This window comes from Salinigranum halophilum, assembly GCF_007004735.1.
GTDB classification, from domain to species: Archaea; Halobacteriota; Halobacteria; order Halobacteriales; family Haloferacaceae; genus Salinigranum; species Salinigranum halophilum.
Map to the genome: position 1 here is coordinate 578,465 of NZ_SSNL01000005.1, position 17,941 is coordinate 596,405.

General features: G+C 68.6%; 15 protein-coding genes. 7 read left to right on the forward strand and 8 right to left on the reverse strand.

Annotated features, from left to right (window positions below):
- The first annotated feature begins 68 nt into the window (after positions 1 to 68).
- Positions 69 to 827, forward strand: a complete 759-nt coding sequence (locus tag E6N53_RS15015) for a competence/damage-inducible protein A (RefSeq protein WP_142860366.1) — start codon at positions 69 to 71, stop codon at positions 825 to 827.
- On the opposite strand, the gene E6N53_RS15020 is transcribed toward E6N53_RS15015, so the two are convergent.
- The 3 genes from E6N53_RS15020 to E6N53_RS15030 form a co-directional block, all read right to left on the reverse strand.
- Positions 824 to 2,905, reverse strand: a complete 2,082-nt coding sequence (locus E6N53_RS15020; protein ID WP_142860367.1) for a PAS domain-containing protein — start codon at positions 2,903 to 2,905, stop codon at positions 824 to 826. The two genes, E6N53_RS15015 and E6N53_RS15020, sit on opposite strands and share 4 nt — an antisense overlap.
- A 75-nt stretch (positions 2,906 to 2,980) precedes the next feature.
- Positions 2,981 to 5,032 (reverse strand): DEAD/DEAH box helicase, encoded by a 2,052-nt coding sequence (locus E6N53_RS15025; protein ID WP_142860368.1) that lies wholly within the window; start codon positions 5,030 to 5,032, stop codon positions 2,981 to 2,983.
- A gap of 110 nt (positions 5,033 to 5,142) precedes the next feature.
- Positions 5,143 to 5,532 (reverse strand): cupin domain-containing protein, encoded by a 390-nt coding sequence (locus tag E6N53_RS15030; RefSeq protein ID WP_136590902.1) that lies wholly within the window; start codon positions 5,530 to 5,532, stop codon positions 5,143 to 5,145.
- Positions 5,533 to 5,693: 161 nt separating this feature from the next.
- On the opposite strand from E6N53_RS15030, the gene E6N53_RS15035 reads away from it, so the two are divergent.
- Both E6N53_RS15035 and E6N53_RS15040 read left to right on the forward strand, forming a co-directional pair.
- Positions 5,694 to 6,131, forward strand: a complete 438-nt coding sequence (locus E6N53_RS15035; RefSeq protein ID WP_136603549.1) for a universal stress protein — start codon at positions 5,694 to 5,696, stop codon at positions 6,129 to 6,131.
- 76 nt (positions 6,132 to 6,207) lie between these two features.
- Positions 6,208 to 7,449, forward strand: a complete 1,242-nt coding sequence (locus tag E6N53_RS15040; protein WP_142860370.1) for a DHH family phosphoesterase — start codon at positions 6,208 to 6,210, stop codon at positions 7,447 to 7,449.
- A 318-nt stretch (positions 7,450 to 7,767) separates the two neighbouring features.
- On the opposite strand, the gene E6N53_RS15045 is transcribed toward E6N53_RS15040, so the two are convergent.
- The 3 genes from E6N53_RS15045 to E6N53_RS15055 form a co-directional block, all read right to left on the reverse strand.
- On the reverse strand, positions 7,768 to 8,181 hold the full coding sequence (locus E6N53_RS15045) for a DUF5807 family protein (protein WP_136590905.1): 414 nt from the start codon (positions 8,179 to 8,181) through the stop codon (positions 7,768 to 7,770).
- 63 nt (positions 8,182 to 8,244) lie between these two features.
- Positions 8,245 to 8,688 carry a DUF7112 family protein gene (locus E6N53_RS15050; protein ID WP_142860371.1) on the reverse strand — a complete coding sequence of 148 codons (444 nt, stop codon included), beginning with the start codon at positions 8,686 to 8,688 and terminating at the stop codon, positions 8,245 to 8,247.
- Between the two features lie 4 nt (positions 8,689 to 8,692).
- The gene (locus tag E6N53_RS15055) at positions 8,693 to 9,097 is read right to left on the reverse strand and encodes a 30S ribosomal protein S6e (RefSeq protein WP_136590907.1); all 405 of its coding nucleotides are present in this window, start codon (positions 9,095 to 9,097) and stop codon (positions 8,693 to 8,695) included.
- 260 nt (positions 9,098 to 9,357) lie between these two features.
- On the opposite strand from E6N53_RS15055, the gene E6N53_RS15060 reads away from it, so the two are divergent.
- On the forward strand, positions 9,358 to 10,329 hold the full coding sequence (locus E6N53_RS15060) for an orotate phosphoribosyltransferase (RefSeq protein WP_142860372.1): 972 nt from the start codon (positions 9,358 to 9,360) through the stop codon (positions 10,327 to 10,329).
- A gap of 170 nt (positions 10,330 to 10,499) precedes the next feature.
- On the opposite strand, the gene E6N53_RS15065 is transcribed toward E6N53_RS15060, so the two are convergent.
- Together E6N53_RS15065 and E6N53_RS15070 are read right to left on the reverse strand one after the other, a co-directional pair.
- The gene (locus tag E6N53_RS15065; protein ID WP_142860373.1) at positions 10,500 to 11,618 is read right to left on the reverse strand and encodes an aminopeptidase; all 1,119 of its coding nucleotides are present in this window, start codon (positions 11,616 to 11,618) and stop codon (positions 10,500 to 10,502) included.
- 57 nt (positions 11,619 to 11,675) lie between these two features.
- The gene (locus E6N53_RS15070; RefSeq protein WP_136590910.1) at positions 11,676 to 12,080 is read right to left on the reverse strand and encodes a CBS domain-containing protein; all 405 of its coding nucleotides are present in this window, start codon (positions 12,078 to 12,080) and stop codon (positions 11,676 to 11,678) included.
- 152 nt (positions 12,081 to 12,232) lie between these two features.
- Here E6N53_RS15070 and gnd point away from each other — a divergent pair, with 152 nt between their 5' ends.
- The 3 genes from gnd to E6N53_RS15085 all read left to right on the forward strand — a co-directional run bounded on the left by gnd (position 12,233) and on the right by E6N53_RS15085 (position 17,902).
- Entirely contained in the window at positions 12,233 to 13,123 is an 891-nt protein-coding gene (gene gnd / locus E6N53_RS15075; protein ID WP_142860374.1) for a phosphogluconate dehydrogenase (NAD(+)-dependent, decarboxylating), read from the forward strand.
- An 89-nt stretch (positions 13,124 to 13,212) separates the two neighbouring features.
- On the forward strand, positions 13,213 to 15,522 hold the full coding sequence (locus tag E6N53_RS15080; protein ID WP_142860375.1) for a PAS domain S-box protein: 2,310 nt from the start codon (positions 13,213 to 13,215) through the stop codon (positions 15,520 to 15,522).
- A 127-nt stretch (positions 15,523 to 15,649) separates the two neighbouring features.
- Positions 15,650 to 17,902, forward strand: a complete 2,253-nt coding sequence (locus E6N53_RS15085) for a methyl-accepting chemotaxis protein (protein ID WP_142860376.1) — start codon at positions 15,650 to 15,652, stop codon at positions 17,900 to 17,902.
- Positions 17,903 to 17,941 lie beyond the last annotated feature (39 nt).

Below are 17,941 nucleotides of genomic sequence, written 5' to 3' on the forward strand. Positions count from 1 at the left end.
TTGCCAGTCGGCCATCCACCGCATCCGGTGCCCGTACACCTATTGTCTCGCCGTCCCTCCCGTCGCCTATGGACGTCGCACTCGTGACGGTCGGAGACGAACTCCTCGCGGGCGACACGGCCAACACCAACGCGACGTGGCTCTGTCGCCGACTCACAGAGCGGGGCGTCACGGTCACCCGCGTCCTCACGATTCCCGACGACCGGCGCGTCATCGCCGACGCGGTTCGCGACTTCTCGACGGCGTTCGACGCCGTCGTCGTCACCGGTGGACTCGGCGGGACGCCGGACGACGTCACGAAGGTCGCCGTCGCCGACGCACTCGACCGCGAGATGGTCGTCGACGCCGAGGTGAAGGCGGGAATCATCGAGAAGGCCGAAGCCTACGCGGACCAGTACCCTGACCTCGCCGACGCGTACGACCTCGACGTCGACTTCGACGCGCAGGCGGCCATCCCCGCCGGGGCCCGCCCGCTCGTCACCGACGAGAGCTTCGGCCCCGGCTTCGCCGTGGACGGCGTCTACGCCTTCCCCGGCATCCCGGACGAACTGCACGTCATGTTCGAACTCGTCGTCGAGGAGTTCGACGGCACCGTCGTCTCCGACTCGCTCTACACGCCGGCGCCCGAGGGAGCGTTGAACGACCGGCTCACCGGTGCGCGCGACCGGTTCGACGTGAGCGTCGGGAGCTACCCCGGGAAGGGGCGTATCCCCACGCGAATCAAGGTCTCGGGGACGCCCGCGGCCGTCGAGGAGGCGATGGCGTGGCTCCGCGAGCACGTGGACGTGGCCGAGCCACCCGCGGACGTGGCCGACAACTCCGGCTAGCGCTCACTCCCCGCTCGCTCGACGCCGCGTACCTCGAACCGCGCGCCGCCGTCGGCGCTCGCCGACACCGAGAGGTCCCAGTCGTGCGCCAGCGCGATCTGCTGTGCGCTGATCATCCCGAAGCCGGTCCCGCCCTCCTTGGTCGAGTAGCCCGGTTCGAACACGCGGTCGCGGTCCGCGGCGGGGATGCCGGGGCCGTCGTCGGCGACGAAGAACCCCTCACCCTCGTCCAGCGGTCCGACCACGACGGTCGTCGCCGGACCGTGTTCGATGCTGTTCCGGAAGAGGTTCTGTAACAGCCGGGTCAGCGCTCGCTCGTCGGCGCGGACCTCCCCGACTTCGCCCACCGTGAGCGTGGTCTCGCCGGTGTCAAGCGCTCCCCACAGCTCCCGTGCGACGGGCCCGACGTCGACCGCGGTGAGCGTGTTGACGACGCGCCCCTCCCGCATCACCGTCGCGAGTTCGTCGACGAGGGTCGAGACCCGCTCGAAGGCGTCCTCGGCCTCGTCGAAGTGCTCGTCGTCGCCCGTCGCCCGCGCCAACTCCAGCCGCCCCCGGAGCGTCGCGAGCGGGGAGGTGAGGTCGTGTGAGAGGATGTCGCCGAACGTCTCGAACTGGCGGGCGCGCTGTTCGAGCGCCCGCTCGCTCGCCTTCCGCCCGCTGACGTCGCGGAAGTACACCGACAGCCCCGACTCGGAGGGGTACGCGCGGACCTCGAACCAGGTCGCCAGCGGCGGGAAGTACTCCTCGAACGCGACGGTCTCTTGGGTCTGCATCGCCCGGCGGTACTCGTCGGCGAACGTCGAGTCGGCGGCCTCGGGGAACTCGTCCCACACCGACCGACCGACGAGGTCGTCCCGCGGGCGGTCGAGGAGGCGTTCGGCCTGCTCGTTCAGGTAGGTGAAGCGCCACTCGTGGTCGAGGGCGAAGAAGGCGTCCGACACCCGGTCGAGCACCGCCTCACGCTCTCGCCTGGCCTCGACGAGCTCCGTGACGTCCTGCTGGAAGCCGACGAAGTTCGTGACCTGCCCGTCGGTGTCGTGAATCGGGGCGATGGAGACGCGGCTCCAGAACGACGACCCGTCCTTGCGGTAGTTACGGAGTTCGACCGTGACGGGTTCCTCGTCGTCGACGGCGTCGCGCAGTGTCGCCACGGCCTCGGGGTCGGTGTCCGGCCCCTGGAGGATGCGGTGGTTCTCCCCGAGCACCGCCGCCTCGACGTAGCCGGTCAACCGCTCGAACTGCTCGTTGGCGTACACCATCGGGTTGTCCGGCAGCGACGGGTCCGTGATGGTGATGCCGATGGGGGCGGCGTCCATCGCACGGTTCTTGACGAACAGGTCGTGTTCGCGCCGCTCCTCGGCGGAGATGTCCCGGACCGTACAGACGAGTTCGTCACCCGCCGTCGACGAGAGGGCCACGTCCGCGAGCAGTTCCGACCCGTCACGGCGGGCCATCAGCACCTCGCCGGTCCACTCGCCGTCGGTGTTCGCCGACCGAATCGCCGCCTCGACCTCGTCGACGAAGAGTGCGTCGACGGTCGACCCCGCGATCTCGTTCGGGTCGTAGCCGAAGGTGTCGGCGAACGCTCGATTTGCGTAGGTGACGGTCCCCCGAGCGTCGATGAGACCGATTCCCTCCCGGGCGGTCTCGATGGCGTCGACCCGCTGTTGGAGGTCGCGCTCGGTTCGATAGCCCGCGACGAGGTTCTCAACCCGGTTCGCGAGGACCGTGTAGCGGTCGGTGCCGCCGCCCTTCTGGAGGTAGTCGCTCACCCCCGCGGAGATGGCCTCGGCGGCGATCTCCTCCGACCCCCGCCCGGTGAACAGCACGAACGGCAGGTCGGGCGACGACTCGCGGACCGCACGGAGGAGGTCGAGGCCGGTCTCGTCGGGCATCTCGTAGTCGCTGATGACGCAGTCGAACGGTTCGCGGGAGAGCCGGGCGAGCCCCGTCTCGACGTCGTGAGCCGTCTCGAGTGAGAACTCCTCGCGTTCGCGCTGTAAGAACACCGCGACCATCTCTGCGAAGTCGACGTCGTCGTCCACGTGGAGGAGACGTATCGGACGGCCGGTCATTATATTCTGCCGACGCCAGGAGTGAATATATCTGTTGTGGCGGAGTACCGACCATACACCGGTGACGAACCGGGGTCAGTGCTGGTCGCGCAGTTCCATCGTGGCGACGACCTCGTAGGGGTCGAACCCCTTCCGGATGCAGTCGAGAAGGGTGAACGCCTCGCTCGGGGCGAGGAAGTGCCGACAGACCGCCGCACCCAGCGGCGTCGGTTCGAACCCGTCGATGAACTCCCACTCGAGGAGGCGGCCGACCGCGCGCGTCGTATCGATGTCGCCGAGCATCCGGTCGTTGAGGCGCTTGGCGCGTTTGCCCGCGACGATGACGTTCGCCAGCGTCTCCTCGGCGGCGGCGGCCTCGTCGTAGACGGTGGCGACGTCCTCCATCTCCCCTTTGAGGAGTTTGAACGCCACCTCGTCTTCGGTCATCTCCATCGACCCGTGGTAGCTGCAGTCGGGTTCGACCAGCAAGTACACCCGGCCCCGGTCGTGGTAGTCGGGACGGCCCGCCCGGCCGAGCATCTGCTCGAACTCCTGGACCGAGAGCCACTCGATACCCATCGCCAACGAGTCGAAGACGACCTGCGACGCGGGGAAGTCGACGCCCGCGGCGAGCGCCGCCGTGGTGACGACCGCCGCGAGGTCCTGATTCCCGAACTGGCGTTCGACGCGCTTGCGTCTCCCGTAATCGAGCCCCGCGTGGTACGGTGCCGCGTCGTACCCGATCTTCCGCGCGAGTTCGTGACAGCGCCGCCGCGAGTTGGTGAAGACGATGGTCTGCCCGCGGTACCCCTTCGACGACTCGCTGTCGAACTCCCGTCTGACGAGTTTGTCGATTATCCGGGCTTTCTCCTGCCCGTCGGCGAACGTGACGTGTCGTTCGATGGGGACCGGCCGCTCTTCGAACTCGATGAGGGTCGCTTCGAGTCGGCGGGCGAGCCACTCGGGGTTGCCGACCGTCGCGGAGAGGTAGACCCACTGTGCGCCGTCGTAGCGCTGTCTCCGCTCGGCCCGCCGCTCGCAGTAGTACTTCAGCCGGGAGATCATCCCGTCGAGGCGGTGACCGCGTTCGTCCTCTTTGAGGGTGTGGACCTCGTCGATGACCACCGTCCCGATGTCGCCGAGGTCCTTCCCCGTCCGGAGGGCGTGGTCGATTCCCTCGTAGGTGCCGACGATGATGTCCGCCGAGGGGTCGAAGGAGGCGTTCGAGTCCGAGATACGCGATGCGCCCACCCTGATAGTCACGTTGGCGACGTCGCCGTACCGCTCTTCGAAGTCCTCGTGCTTCTGGTTGGCGAGCGCGACCAGGGGAACGAGAAAGAGGAGTTTCCCCTTCCCCTTCAACACCCGGTCGAGCCCCGCGAGTTCGCCGACGAGCGTCTTCCCCGTGGCCGTCGCGCTCACGACGAGCTGGTCGCGGCCCTCGAAGAGGCCGTTCTCGACCGAGAGCGACTGCACCGGGAGCAAGGAGTCGAACCGCCCCTCGACGCGAGACTGCAGCGTCGGGTGGAGGGCCAGCGACGAGGTGGGGACGGGGTCGACGTCCTCCACCGTGGCGGAGACCTCGTCGAACTTGGTGAGGTCGGGGTTCAGTCCGCCCTGGAGGAGGTTCGTCACCTTGTCGAGGTCCTGCGTCTGGAGCAGGAGTTCCTCCAGCCGGTCTTTCGCCGCCCCCGTGATGGACCCGGAGTACGAGAGTTCGCGCTCGAGTTCTCGGCGGGCGCAGTCGGGACAGACGTGGTCGCGGTCGGCTTTGATGGCGGTGTCCGCCGTGATTGGCGAGTACCGCCCGTTCGACGCACAGTACCGGCAGGTCCGGACCGTCAGCGCCTCCAGTTGATAGCCGTCGAGCATCTCTTTCAGCCGGTCTCGTGCGCCGGCGGACGTCTGCTGAGAGATGCGGATTCGAGACGCACGCCGGGCGAGTTCGACGAACTGCTGGGGGTCGCGCGGTTCCTCCGACGAACCACGCTTGATGCGGAACTTCGCGGGACGCGGGCCTGCGGAGGTCTCTTTCAACTCGAGAATCGCCCGGAACACCCGCTTGCCGTCGCGCTGGACCACCACGAGGAAGTTCTCGCCTCGCTCGTGGAGGAACAGCGTGTCGACCTGCCCGACCTGCTGTGACACGGTTTCGAGTAGGAGAACGGGGTATTTCAGCGGTTCGTCTCCGCGGCGTCAACGTCGGACGCGCGTCGAGTCCCGTCGGAACCGGCCGCAGCGGCCGTCGTGCGGGCCGCTCAGTCCTCGTCGACGACGTCGATCGCGTCGTCGCCGTTGGGCACCGCACAGAGGAACGCGCCCTCCTCGTCCCCGTCGTTGCGGTACCAGTGGACCGTCCCGGCGGGGATGAAGAGCGAGTCGCCCGCGCGCACCGTGACCTCCTCGTCGCCGAGGCCGACGGTGTACTCGCCCGCGAGGACGTGCTGTTCGTGTTCGACCTCGTTGGTGTGTTTCGGGACCGCCGCGCCCGGTTCGAGGGTGAACCGGCGGATTGCGAAGTGCGGCGCGCCGTCGGCGTCGGAGACCAACACGCCCTTCTTCATGCCGGCAGCGGCGTCGACGTCCTCGTAGGTGACCTCGTCCGCGCGCCGGACGAGCGGTTCGGGTCCGGTCTCGGTGTGGCTCATAACCGGAGTGACGTCTCGCCCCGTGTAAGGTCTGTCGCCCGCTGCGTCGCCACGACTGCCGCGGCCGCCGTCGCCTCGGGTCAGGGATGGGGAGGACACTCACGACGTCAGTCGGGGTCACTGACACGGGATTTATGTCGTCACCAGCGGAACCCCGAGACATGTTCGAGACCATCGTCATCGCCACCGACGGCTCCGAGAGCGTCCAGCGAGCCGTCGACGTGGCGCTCGACCTCGCACGGCGCTTCGAGGCGACGGTCCACACCATCTCCATCGTCGACACCGACGAGATCGAGTCGTCGCCGGAACGCCTCCAAGACGAGATGGAACGGGCGCTGAAAGAGCAGGCCGAGGAGGCGCTGGCCGACGTCGCGGCATCGACGGATGTCGACGTGACCACGTCCGTGCGGGTCGGACGCCCGGCGACGGAGATTCGCGAGTACGCCGAGGCCCGCGACGCGGACCTCGTCGCGATGGGCACCCGAGGACGGCACGGCGAGAACCGCTTCCTCCTCGGCAGCGTCGCCGAGCGCGTGGTGCGGACGTGTCCGATGCCGGTGCTCACGGTGCGACAGCTCGCCTCGGACGAGACGCTCTAGACGCACAGAGCAGACGACAGGAGCGAGCGCGAGCGCGGAAGGCCACCCTTTTGCGCGGGCGGGCACAGAACGCGGTATGGACGACAGCCTCATCGACACCGACGCGCTCTCGCTGTCACGGAAATCTCGCCTCCCCGGCAAGGGATTCTTCTACCCGGATTCGCTGGACGAGGAGTACGCCGACGAACGGACCCGCGAGGCGGTCGAAGGCGCGGACGCGGTCATCGTCGCCGACGCGGACGCCGACGGCCTCGGTTCGGTCGCCCTCATCAGGGAAGCACGAGACGCCGCACTCGACGTGGCTCCGTTCGAGACGGACCTCGCGGCCAGAGTCCGCGACGAGGACGACCCCGTACCGGACGCCGCGGAGGAAGCCGAAGAGACCGAGGCCGCGGAGGAAGCCGAGGAGTCGCCCGTCGCGCTGGTCGCGGCGGGACCACACTCGCTCGGCGAGGCACTCGACCGCGTCGCGGCGTACCTCGAACCGGGCGCTGACGTCTACGTCTGTGACCTCTGTCCCGACAGCACCGAAGCCGTCGCGGCGGCGCTCGAGTCGCTCGCGTCGCCCGCGGCGAGCGTGCGGTGGTTCGACCACCACCAGTGGGACGACGAGGTCGCAGCAGCGGTGCGGGAGGCGGGCGTCGACCTCGTCGTCGGCGACTCCGAGGAGGAGTGTACGACGGACGTGGCGCTCCGCTCGCTCGACTACGACTTCGACGAGCGCTTCACCGAACTCGCCCGCGTGACGCGCGACCACGACCTCTGGCTGAACGAGGACCCGCGGAGCAAGGACCTCGCGGACTACGCGTACTGGAGTTCGCCCGAGGAGTACGTCGCCGTCGTCGGGGCGTACGGCGCGGACCTCCCCGGGGCCGTCACCGAGTACATCGACTACCGCCGGGTGGAGAAAGAACACCTCATCGAGCGCGCGGTCGACCGCGCGGAGTTCACACAGGTCGGCGAGTGGACCGTCGGCGTCACCTACGGCCGGTGTTCGCAGAACGAGGTCGCCGACGCGCTCCGCGAACAGGGCGCGGACGCGTCCGTGGTGGTGAAGCCAGCGGGGAGCGCCTCGCTCCGCGGCTCGGAGACGTTCGAGCGGTGTCACGAGGTCGCCGGACTGGTCAACGGCGGCGGGCACCCCAAAGCCGCGGGGTGTAAGCCCGACATCTACGACGACATGCTCGACTACGCCCACCACTGGACCACCGAGGGGGCGACGACGAAGCGCGTCATCCTCGCGGCGTTCGAGCGGGTGGCCGAGCAGACCAAAGCCGAGGCGGAGGCCGACGACGAAGGAGTCGACACCGAACGGTAAGGGGTCAGACTGCGGCGGTCGCGCCGAGGCAGTCGCTCAGGGCACAAAGAGCCGGGGGGACGGGTCGCGGGGGACGACCCGGAAACCACGGGAGCGTGTGACAGCCCGCGACCCCGAAGGCATCGGTGGCTCCCCCCGCCTCCGTAATGAGCTTTCTGCCCGTGTCTGACGGGTGGCGTTCGAACGGCTGACGGAGCGAGACCGAACGAGGGGGCAAGAGTGACAGACTGCGCGCAGGTCGGAGTGTCGTCGTAAAAACAGAGTGTACGCTGGCGCAGAGTATCGTCGCCCGCGCAGTGACCCGAACGCCGTGAGCGGTTACTCGTCGCCGACGACCCACCGGTCGGAGAAGGCCGTCCCCGCCGACGAGTACGCGTAGGCGTGGATGACGTCGCCGTCGGCGTAGAGACCGCCCACCTCCTCGTTCTGTGCCTCCGCGAAGGCGAAGACGAACTGGACGTCACCGCCGTCGGGCGCGTCTCCGCCGCCGAGGTCGCGGTCGATTCGACCGTCGGCGTCCATCGCCTCCTTGGCGAACTGCATCGCGTCCATCCCTGTTCCCGAGGCGAACAGTTTGCGGCCCTTCTCCCCGTCGACGACGAGGACGACACCGTCGTCGACCTCCTCACCGTAGTTCGCGATTTTGCCTTCGCTGTCGAGATACTCGTGGGTGAGAAAGAGGGCGACGTCGTCGAGTCGCTCGCCCGCGAGGAACTCGTCGAGTTTGCTCATACGTCTCGAGAGGAGAGACGGGTACAAAAGCCCGTCACACCGGAGACGAGCGGGCCGGCGGGGTCAGTCCCCGCCGGTGTCGCCGCTGCCGAGCGATTCGGCGATGTCGCTGAGCGAGTCGCGCGGGGGTTCCGTCGCGGAGTAGACCGCGCGGCCACCCGGCACCCGGACGCCGTACAGAGTTCCGGCGACGACCTCGTCGACCTCGACGGCGTCACCGGGGCTTCTCCCGACCGCCTCGGCCCACTCGACGAGGCGGTTCTCGCCGTCGCGTTCGCGGGCCATCCGTCGGTTGTCGTGCGCGCTGCGGACGACGAGCCCCGAGGAGTCGCGCGTGACGACGGCGTGGCGCTCGTCGCCGTCGAGGACGAGCCTGACGACGTCGCCCTCGTCGACGGAGACCGCCTCCGGCAGCCGAAGACACGGTCTGCGGGTGCCGCCACTCCGCTCGAGTTTCGCACGGGAGGTCGTAACCGAGGGGTGGTCGCTGGGAACGCGCTCTGGCACGCGCTTACTCGTCGTCTTCGGCTTCGTCGTCGGCCGCACCGAACGCGGCGGCGACGTCGCCGGACCCGGAGACGACCTTCACGTTGATCTGGACCGTCTCGTCGGAGACCTGTCGGCCGCGGACGGTGATGCGCTTGCGCTCGCCGTCACGGCCGGCCTTGTGGCCGACGCCGCCGGTCGAGAGGATCTCCTTCAGGTTGGGTCCGGAGACGTCCGCGCGCATCGGACGGCCGGCGGCGTCGGAGCCGCCGGTCAGTTCGAGCGTGAAGCCGTCGAGGCCGACGGCGCTGCCGTCGACCTCGTCGCCGAGGTCGCGCCCGAGGAAGCGGTTCGCGTCCTGTCCCGATACCTCTGTCTGGTAGGTCGCGCCGGAGTCGGGGTCCGCGACGACCACCTGAAAGTCTGCCATGCCTGCGACTAACCCCGCCGCCGATAAAAAGCGCGTCGAAACGGCGGGCGACCGTGGGCCGCGGTGGCACGTCTCTGAGACCGACGCGTACGGTTGTTACCGAAAACACATATCAACAGATATGATTATATCGTCATCGAACGAACAGAGGGCGTGAACCGTTTCGCCCCCTCTCGACAGACCACCCCTCGTCTCACCACCGCAGCGAACCCCGAAGCAGACCGTGGATTCGAGAGCCTCGAATCGGGCGGAGGCGGACCGTGAACTACCGGAGTGTCGCGGACCTGAACGACGACATCAAGCGGTGGGCACCGACGCTGCCGGAGTTGGACCTCGTCGTCGGTGTCCCCCGAAGCGGGCTCTTGGCCGGGACCATCCTCGCGCTCCACCGTAACGTCCCGTTAGCCGACCTCGACGGCTTCCTGGAGTCGCGGGCGTTCGCGACGGGCGAGCGGTTCGAGGGCGACGCCGACGCACAGCCCGAACGGGTGTTGGTCCTCGACGACAGCGTCCTGACCGGCTCTGCGATGACCGCGGCGCGCGAACGCGTCACCGCAGCGTCGCTCCCCGAAGACGTCGAGGTGCTCTTCGGCGCGGTCTACGTCAGCCCCGAGGGCCGTGACCTCGTCGACACCTACGCGGACGTCGTGAGGTTCCCGCGCGTCTTCGAGTGGAACCTGATGCACCACCCGGGCGTGGTCCCCAAGAGCTGTTTCGACCTCGACGGCGTCCTCTGTCGGGACCCGACGCCGCGGGAGAACGACGACGGCGAGCGCTATCGGGAGTTCATCGCGACGGTGGACCCGCTCGTCGTCCCCTCGAAACCGATCGGCTGGATCGTCACCGCGCGGCTGGAGAAGTACCGCGCGGAGACCGAGGCCTGGCTGGCGAGACACGGTATCGAGTACGGCGAGCTCGTCATGCTCGACCTTCCGGACAAGGAGACGCGACTACGACAGGGTAACCACGGGGAGTTCAAAGCCCGGGTGTACGGCGAGGTCGACGCGACGCTGTTCGTCGAGAGCGACCACGAGCAGGCGATGGAGATCGCCCAGCTGACCGACCGACCGGTGTACAGCGTCGAGTACAACCAGGTCATCCGACAGGACCGGCTCACCGTCGCCCGCCGCGAGAGCCAACACCACCTGCGGCGGTTCCGGACGAACCCGCTCGGCTTCGTCCGGCGGGCGAGCGCGTACCTCGTCAGCCAGGCTGGCCGGCTGGCGCCGTGAGACGCACAGAACACGGAGTGACCCCGCGAGACTCCGACTGACAGGAGCCGTCGTCACTTCGTGATGCCCACAGGAGTGGGTCTACTCTCATCTCGACCGACACCGTCCGGGAGGTGTCGCGGTGCAGCGCGCGTCGTGTACTGACAGGGGAAGAAAACGACCGGGAGGCGTCACTCGGCCTCGAACTCGGGTTCCCACTGGAACCGACCGTTCCGCTGGACGACCTCGCCGTCGACCTCGATACGCGAGCGCTCGCTCACGTCGGTGATCAGGTCGACGTGGACCGCGGAGTCGTTCGCCTCGTTCTCCGCCCCCTCGGGGAAGTTCGAGCGGTACGCCCGACCCAGCGCGAGGTGGACGGTGTCGCCCATCTTCTCGTCGAAGAGGATGTTGTCGGTGAACCGGTCGATGCCGCGGTTCATCCCGATACCGAGTTCGCCGAGACGCGTTGCCCCCTCGTCGGTGTCGAGGACCTCCGCGAGCACGTCCTCGTTCGTCTCGGCGGCGAAGTCGACGACGTCGCCCGCCTCGAAGGAGAGCCAGACGTCGCGCACGCGACGCCCCCGTACCGTCATCGGGACGTCGAAGAACACCTCCCCCTCGGTGTCGAAGGGCGCGGTGAACACCTCGCCCGAGGGGAGGTTGTGCGAGTCGTACGCGACGGAGGCGGCGCTGTTGACCGCGACTCTGCCCTCGATAGACATGGTGAGGTCGGTGCTCGGCTTCGCGTCGCGGTCGGTGACGAGGCGGACCTCGCTGCCGTCGTCGAGGCGCTCTTTCAATCGTGCCATCTCGGTCGCGAGCGACTCCCAGTCGCGGAGGATGGCGTCGTAGGCGAAGTCGCGGTACTCCTCGAAGGCCATCCCGGCCTGCTGGGCGAGCGCCCGGGTAGGGTGGACGGTCGAGACCCAGCGAGAGGCGAGTCGCGCCTCGCGGGCGGCCCTGGTGGCGCGGGCGGCGGCGGCCTGTCTGTCTCCGGAGACGTCGGCCATCGCCGTCGTGTTCCGCGGGCCGCCCAACCGAAGCACGACGTCGGCGCGCTCGTAGAGGACGAGTTCCGCGTCGGAGGCGTCGAAGTCGCCGTCGTGGGCGAGCAGATAGGCCCGGTCGAGTTCCTCGGAGGCGTAGGTCGTGACGACGGTCGCCCCGCGTCTTCCGAGTTCGGCGCAGACGGCGACCGCGAGGTCGTGTGCGCCCTCTCCGACACTGACCACGACGTCGTCACCTCGTTCGACCCGGGCGCTCCAGTCGACGAGTGTCCGTGCGTGTTCGCGTATCCGTTCGTCCATGCGACCGAGACCACACCGACAGTGAAAAACCCTCACGTGGACGCTCGCGCCTCGGCGTCAGTCGACCGTCGAGAACAGGGCGAAGAGCGCGCCGAACTCGTCGGCGTACGTCCGCAGGAGGTCGCGGCGGGAGACGACACCGACGAACTCGTCGCCGGCGTCGACCACGACGAGGCGTTCCGTCCCCGTCTCCCGGAAGCGCGAGAGGAGTCCCTCGCGGGAGGCGTTGTCGCGGACGGTCACGGGTGTCGAGACGAGGTCGGCGACCGGGCGGTCGGCGAGGTGGTCTGCGGTGCCGAGCGCGAGGCCGACGTCGGCCGCCGAGAGTACCCCGAGCGGGTGCTGTTCGTCGAGGACGACGACGAACGCCTCGTCGTGCGTGCGCATCGCGTCTGTCGCCTGCACGACAGTCGTGTCGGGGGCGGCCGTCAGCACGTCCGTCCGGGCGATGTCGGAGCACATACCCGTAGAAGGGGCCGAAGGCGGGTAAACGTGTCCGGTGTCGTGGGGCGGTCGCACCCGGTGTCGTGGGGCGGTCGCACACTCCCGAGGAGCCCCGCGAAGGCGCGACCACAATCACAACCACTACCACCTCCCCTCGCGCAGGGGCGAGTATGCAACTTGGCGTCATCGGACTCGGTCGGATGGGACAGATCGTCGTCGAACGCGTGCTGGCGAAGGGCCACGACGTCGTCGCGTTCGACCTCGACCCCGAAGCCGTCGCGACGGCGGCCGAACGGGGCGCCGAAGCCGCCGAAGACCCCGTGGACCTCCTCGAGCGACTCGGCGACGAGCGCCGGGTCTGGCTGATGGTCCCGGCGGGCGGGGCCGTCGACGCGACGCTCGACGAGCTCGCACCGCACCTGACCGCGGACGACGTCGTCGTCGACGGGGGGAACTCACACTTCGAGGCGTCCGTCCGACGGGCAGAGCGCGTCGACGCGGCGTATCTCGACTGCGGCACCAGCGGCGGGCCGGCGGGGGCAGAACTCGGCTTCTCGCTCATGGTCGGCGGCCCCGCGTGGGCCTACGAGGAACTGACGCCGGTGTTCGACGCCGTCGCGACGGGGCCCGACGGGCACGGCCACATGGGGCCGGCCGGGTCGGGTCACTACGTGAAGATGGTCCACAACGGCGTCGAGTACGCGCTGATGCAGGCCTACGGCGAGGGGTTCGAACTCCTCTTCGAGGGGCGGTACGACCTCGACCTCGAGTCGGTGGCACGGACGTGGAACAACGGTGCCGTCATCCGGTCGTGGCTGCTCGAACTCTGCGAGGAGGCGTTCCGTGAGGAGGGGACGGACCTCGACGACGTGGCCGACCACGTCGCAGGCGGGTCGACGGGGACGTGGACGGTCCAGGAGGCGCTCGAACAGGAGGTGCCCGTCCCACTCATCTACCAGGCGCTCGCCGAGCGGTTCGCCAGCAGGGAGGAACGGTTCTCCCGCCGTCTGGCGAACCGCCTGCGCTACGGCTTCGGCCGGCACGACGTCGTTCGTGAGTAACGCGTCCGTCACGGCCGTCTCGTCGAGAGTGAGCCGCGTCAACACGCCGTCAGTGACATATATGACCTGACGGGCGCGTAGGGTAACGGGTGACCGCGACCATACGCGTCCTCCACGTCGACGACGACACGGAGTTCGCCTCCCTGGCGGCGGCCTCGCTCGAGGCCGAAAACGAGGCGCTCGCCGTCGAGAGCGAGCCGGACGCCGAGCGGGCGCTCGAACGGCTCGACGGGGATGCGGAGGTGTTCGATTGCGTCGTCTCCGACTACGAGATGCCGCAGGTGAGCGGACTAGAGTTCCTCCGGGCCGTCCGGGACGTCGACGACACGATGCCGGTCATCTTCTTCACCGGCCACGGCTCCGAAGCGGTCGCGAGCGACGCCATCTCGGCGGGCGTGACGGACTACATCCAGAAGCGCGGCTACGAGCAGTACACGTTGCTGGCGAACCGCATCGTCAACTACGTCGAGAAGCGTCGCGCCGAGGAGGAGCGCCTCCGCGGCTACGAGGCCATCGAGCGCGCTCGCGAGGGGATCAGCATCCTCGACGCCGGGGGACGATACGTCTACACGAACGAGGCGTTCGCCGACCTGGTCGGGTACGACCGCGACGAACTCCTCGGGCAGCACTGGGAGCTGTTGTACCGAGCGGAGGACAGACAGCGGGTGTACGACGAGCAGTTGCCGGCGGCTGCCAACGGCGGCTGGACCGGCCAGACGGTCTACCGCCGGAAGGACGGCGACCTGGTGTTGACCAACCACTCGCTGTCGTACACCGAGGACGGCGAACTCGTCTCCGTCGCCCAGGACATCACCGACGACGAGCGCCGGCGGCAGGAACTGCTCGAGGCGAAGCGGTTCGAGTCGCTCGTCACCGCCGTCACCGAGTACGCCGTCTTCATGCTCGACACGGAGGGGGAAATCGTGACGTGGAACGAGGGGGCCGCGGACATCGGGGGCTACAGCGAGCGAGAGGCGCTCGGTGAGCACGTCTCGCTGCTGTACACCCCCGAGGACGTCGCCGAGGGGCTCCCGGAGCACCTCCTCGCACAGGCACTCGAAGCGGGCGGGGTCGAAGACGAGGGGTGGCGCGTCCGCCGGGATGGCCAGCGCTACTGGGCGCACGTCGTCATCACGCCGGTGTTCGACGACGACGGCACCCACCAGGGCTTCGCACTCGTGACGCGCGACATGACCGAACGGCGAGCGCGCGAGAACGAACTCGAGGCACAGCGCGCGTCGCTCGCGGCCGCGAACCGGATGAACGAGGTCCTCCGCGACATCCTGCGCCGAATCGTCCACGACTCGTCGCGACGCGACATCGAACAGGACGTCTGTGACCGGCTCACGGGAGACGGCCCCTACCTCTTCGCGGCGAGCGTCGACTGCACCCGAGACGGCGGCTTCGACGTCCGCCTCGCGAGTGGCCTCGCCGCCGACGCCGCCGCGTACGTGTTCGAGCACGTCACGTCGCGCGGGAGTATCGAGCGAGCGTACGAGGCCGGGACCGTCGAGGTCCAGCACGTCGACAGCGAGGCGGTCGGCCTCGACCACGACATCGCCACCGCCATCCGCTCCGTCGTGTGCGTCCCGCTGACGTACCGCGACACGACGTACGGGCTCGTCCTCCTCTGTTCGACGACGGCGAACGGCCTCACCGACGACGAACGAGGCGCGCTCGCGGGGATCGGAACCGCCGCGGGGTACGGCATCCACGCCGTCGAGACCGAACACCTCCTGCAGGCCGACGGCGTCGTCGAGTTGGTGCTGGAGACCACAGACCCCGACGACCCGCTGGTCGAACTCGGGAGCGGCGGGGGGACGGCGATGCTCGACCGCCTCGTTCCCATCGACGACCGCCAGTACCTCGTCTACGTCACGCTCGACGGTGTCGCGCCGATGGACCGGGTGGCGGCGCTCGCGCCGAACCCGGCCGTCGAGGAGGTGACCGTCGTCCACGACCGGAAAGACGAGGGCGGCGTCATCGCGCTGACGGTGACGGACGTCCTCGTGAGCTGCCTCGCGAGCATGGGGACGAAGGTCCACACGATGGAGGCGTCCGACGGACGGCTCCGGGTGATGGTCGACGTCTCCCCGAACGCCGACGTCGGCCGACTCCTCGACGAGGTCCGGGCGGCGTTCCCCGACTGCGGGCTCGTCTCGAAGCGACAGGTCGCCCGCCCCGTGAAGCGGACGCAAGCGGTGGCCGAGACGGTCGAATCGCGGCTTACCCAGCGGCAACTCTCGGCGTTACAGGCGGCGTACCACGGCGGCTACTTCGAGCGGCCGCGCCGGCAGACTGCTGAAGACGTCGCGGCGACGATGGGTATCTCGGCGTCGACGTTCCACCAGCACCTGCGCATCGCGCTCGAGACGGTGTTGACGGAACTGTTCGACTGAGCGGGACGCGGGCGCCCCGACTGGCCACCGAGTCTTGCAGAGACCAGACAGTTCAGTATCACAGACGATACCGAGGCACTCGGTACTCGGGTACTACACTGTCGAGAGGGTGCGACGTTCAACTGGTATGAACGTACAGTCGATACTTCCAGCATGGCTCGCGCAGAGCTACATGCGTCAGTTCGCGGCCACGGTGCTCGTGGTCCTCGTCGTCGTCGCCGGCGCCGGACTGTTCATCCAGGGGATGGTCAGCGAGGAACTCGAACACGACACGCAGAACGAGATGCAGACCGTCGCTGAGCTGCAATCGAACACCTTCGACCAGTGGGTCGAGGAGAACGAAGAGATCGTCAGGCTGCTCTCAGACCTCGAAGGGGTCGAGGGGGACGAGTCGACGGCAATCGCGCAACTGGCCGAGGAGCAGGAACAGTTACCCGAGACGATTCAGACCATCTACCTCGTCGACCGGCAGTCCGGCACCGTACTCGAGAGCACTGGCGACGTCCGGGAAGGGACGACCCTCGACGGCCTGGGCGTCAACTGGATCGACTCCTCGCTGACCGAGATGAACAGGGGAGAGACGCTCGTCTCGCAGGGGTTCCGGCGAGGTGACGATGAACTCATCGCGTTCGCCAGCACCGGTTCGGCCGACCGGGCGGTCGTGATGACGGTTGACGCGTCCGAACGCGCCGAAAGCTTCAGCGACCCCATCGAGGGCGGCTTTACCCAGGTCGTCGACAGCCACGGGGTCGTCGAGTTCGCCGAGGACGACGCGGCGGTCCTCGCCGAGTACCGCGGCGGGACCGACAGCGAGGCACTCCAGCGCGGTCTCGCCGGCGAATCGGGCGTCGTCGAGGAGGACAGCTACCTCGTCGCGTACGCCCCTGTCGCGGGGACCGACTGGGTCGTCCTGTCACACGCGCCGAAGTCAGAGGCCTACCACCTCGTGAGCACCATCCAGCAGGACATCCTGATACTGATCGGCCTCGTCACCGCTGGCTTCGTCGCGATGGGGCTGACCATCGGCCGCGGGACGGTTCGCGCGCTGAAGGACCTCGAGGCCACCGCACAGGAACTCGAAGACGGCAACCTCGAGGTGTTGGTCGAGACCGACCGCACCGACGAAATCGGTCAGCTGTACGAGGCGTTCGGCACGATGCGCGACGCCGTCCGCGAGCAGTTGCAGGAGGCGAACGACCTCGCCGCCCACCTCGACAGCAAAGCCGCGGAGTACGACACCGCGATGGAACGGGCGGCTGCGGGTGACCTCACGGTCAGGGTCGACCCCGAGAGCGAGAACGAGGCGATGCGGAAGGTCGGCGAGGGGTTCAACGAGATGGCCGAGTCGGTCGAGTCGACCCTCGTGCAGGTGCGGAGTTTCGCCGACGACGTCGCGGCGGCCAGCGAGGAGGTGACCGCCAGTGCCGACGAAGTGAGCGAGGCCAGCGGCGAAGTCGCCGTCGCCGTCCAGGAGATATCCGACGGGGCGGTCGAGCAGGAGGAGGGACTCAACGAGGCCGCCGGCGAGATGACCGACCTCTCGGCGACGGTCGAGGAGATCGCCTCCTCCTCGGCGGAGGTAGCCAAGACCGCCGAGGCGGCAGCCGACCGTGCCGAGACCGGTGCGGAGTACGCGAACGACGCGATGGCGGAGATGCAGCGTATCGAGCGTCAGAGCGAACGGTCGGCCGAGGAAGTAGCGTCGCTGGACGACGAGATGGAACGCATCAGCGAGGTGGTGTCGCTCATCGAAGGGGTGGCCCAGCAGACCAACCTCCTCGCCCTCAACGCCTCCATCGAGGCGGCCGCCGCGGGGGACGCGGGCGACGGGTTCGCGGTCGTTGCGGAGGAGATCAAGGTGCTCGCCGAGGAGGTCTCCGAGTCGACTGCCGAGATCGCCGACCTCGTCGACGACGTCCAGGGCTCGACGGCGAACGCCGTCGACGACATGGCGGAGATGCGCCAGCGGGTGGCGAGCGGCGCCGACACCGTCGAAGAGGCGCTCGACATCCTCGACAGCATCGCGGACGACGTCGGCGCGGCGAACGCGGGCGTCCAGTCCATCAGCGACGCCACCGACGAACAGGCGGCCACGTCCGAACAGGTGGTCGCGGTGGTCGACGAAGTCGCGAGCATCAGCCAGCAGACCGCCGCGGAGGCACAGTCGGTCTCGGCTGCCGCCGAGGAACAGACCGCCTCGCTCTCGGAGGTCTCCGAGAGCGCCGATTCGTTGGCCGCGAGCGCCTCGGAACTGTCGTCGGTGCTGGATGCGTTCGAACTCGGCGAGCGCGACGGCGCGGGCGCTGCGGCGCGGGCACGGGGTGGCGTCGGCGTGGCTGCGACCGACGGTGGCGGACACCGGGAAACCGGACGACGGTAATCGAGTCCACCCGGACGGACAATCACAATCCCCTTAACC

What these genes read in the sequence shown, in the direction of transcription:
- E6N53_RS15015 (WP_142860366.1), top strand. Translation starts at nt 69, where the DNA reads ATGGACGTCGCACTCGTGACGGTCGGAGACGAACTCCTCGCGGGCGAC.
- E6N53_RS15020 (WP_142860367.1), bottom strand. Translation starts at nt 2,905, where the DNA reads ATGACCGGCCGTCCGATACGTCTCCTCCACGTGGACGACGACGTCGAC.
- E6N53_RS15030 (WP_136590902.1), bottom strand. Translation starts at nt 5,532, where the DNA reads ATGAGCCACACCGAGACCGGACCCGAACCGCTCGTCCGGCGCGCGGAC.
- E6N53_RS15035 (WP_136603549.1), top strand. Translation starts at nt 5,694, where the DNA reads ATGTTCGAGACCATCGTCATCGCCACCGACGGCTCCGAGAGCGTCCAG.
- E6N53_RS15040 (WP_142860370.1), top strand. Translation starts at nt 6,208, where the DNA reads ATGGACGACAGCCTCATCGACACCGACGCGCTCTCGCTGTCACGGAAA.
- E6N53_RS15045 (WP_136590905.1), bottom strand. Translation starts at nt 8,181, where the DNA reads ATGAGCAAACTCGACGAGTTCCTCGCGGGCGAGCGACTCGACGACGTC.
- E6N53_RS15055 (WP_136590907.1), bottom strand. Translation starts at nt 9,097, where the DNA reads ATGGCAGACTTTCAGGTGGTCGTCGCGGACCCCGACTCCGGCGCGACC.
- E6N53_RS15065 (WP_142860373.1), bottom strand. Translation starts at nt 11,618, where the DNA reads ATGGACGAACGGATACGCGAACACGCACGGACACTCGTCGACTGGAGC.
- E6N53_RS15070 (WP_136590910.1), bottom strand. Translation starts at nt 12,080, where the DNA reads ATGTGCTCCGACATCGCCCGGACGGACGTGCTGACGGCCGCCCCCGAC.
- gnd (WP_142860374.1), top strand. Translation starts at nt 12,233, where the DNA reads ATGCAACTTGGCGTCATCGGACTCGGTCGGATGGGACAGATCGTCGTC.
- E6N53_RS15085 (WP_142860376.1), top strand. Translation starts at nt 15,650, where the DNA reads ATGAACGTACAGTCGATACTTCCAGCATGGCTCGCGCAGAGCTACATG.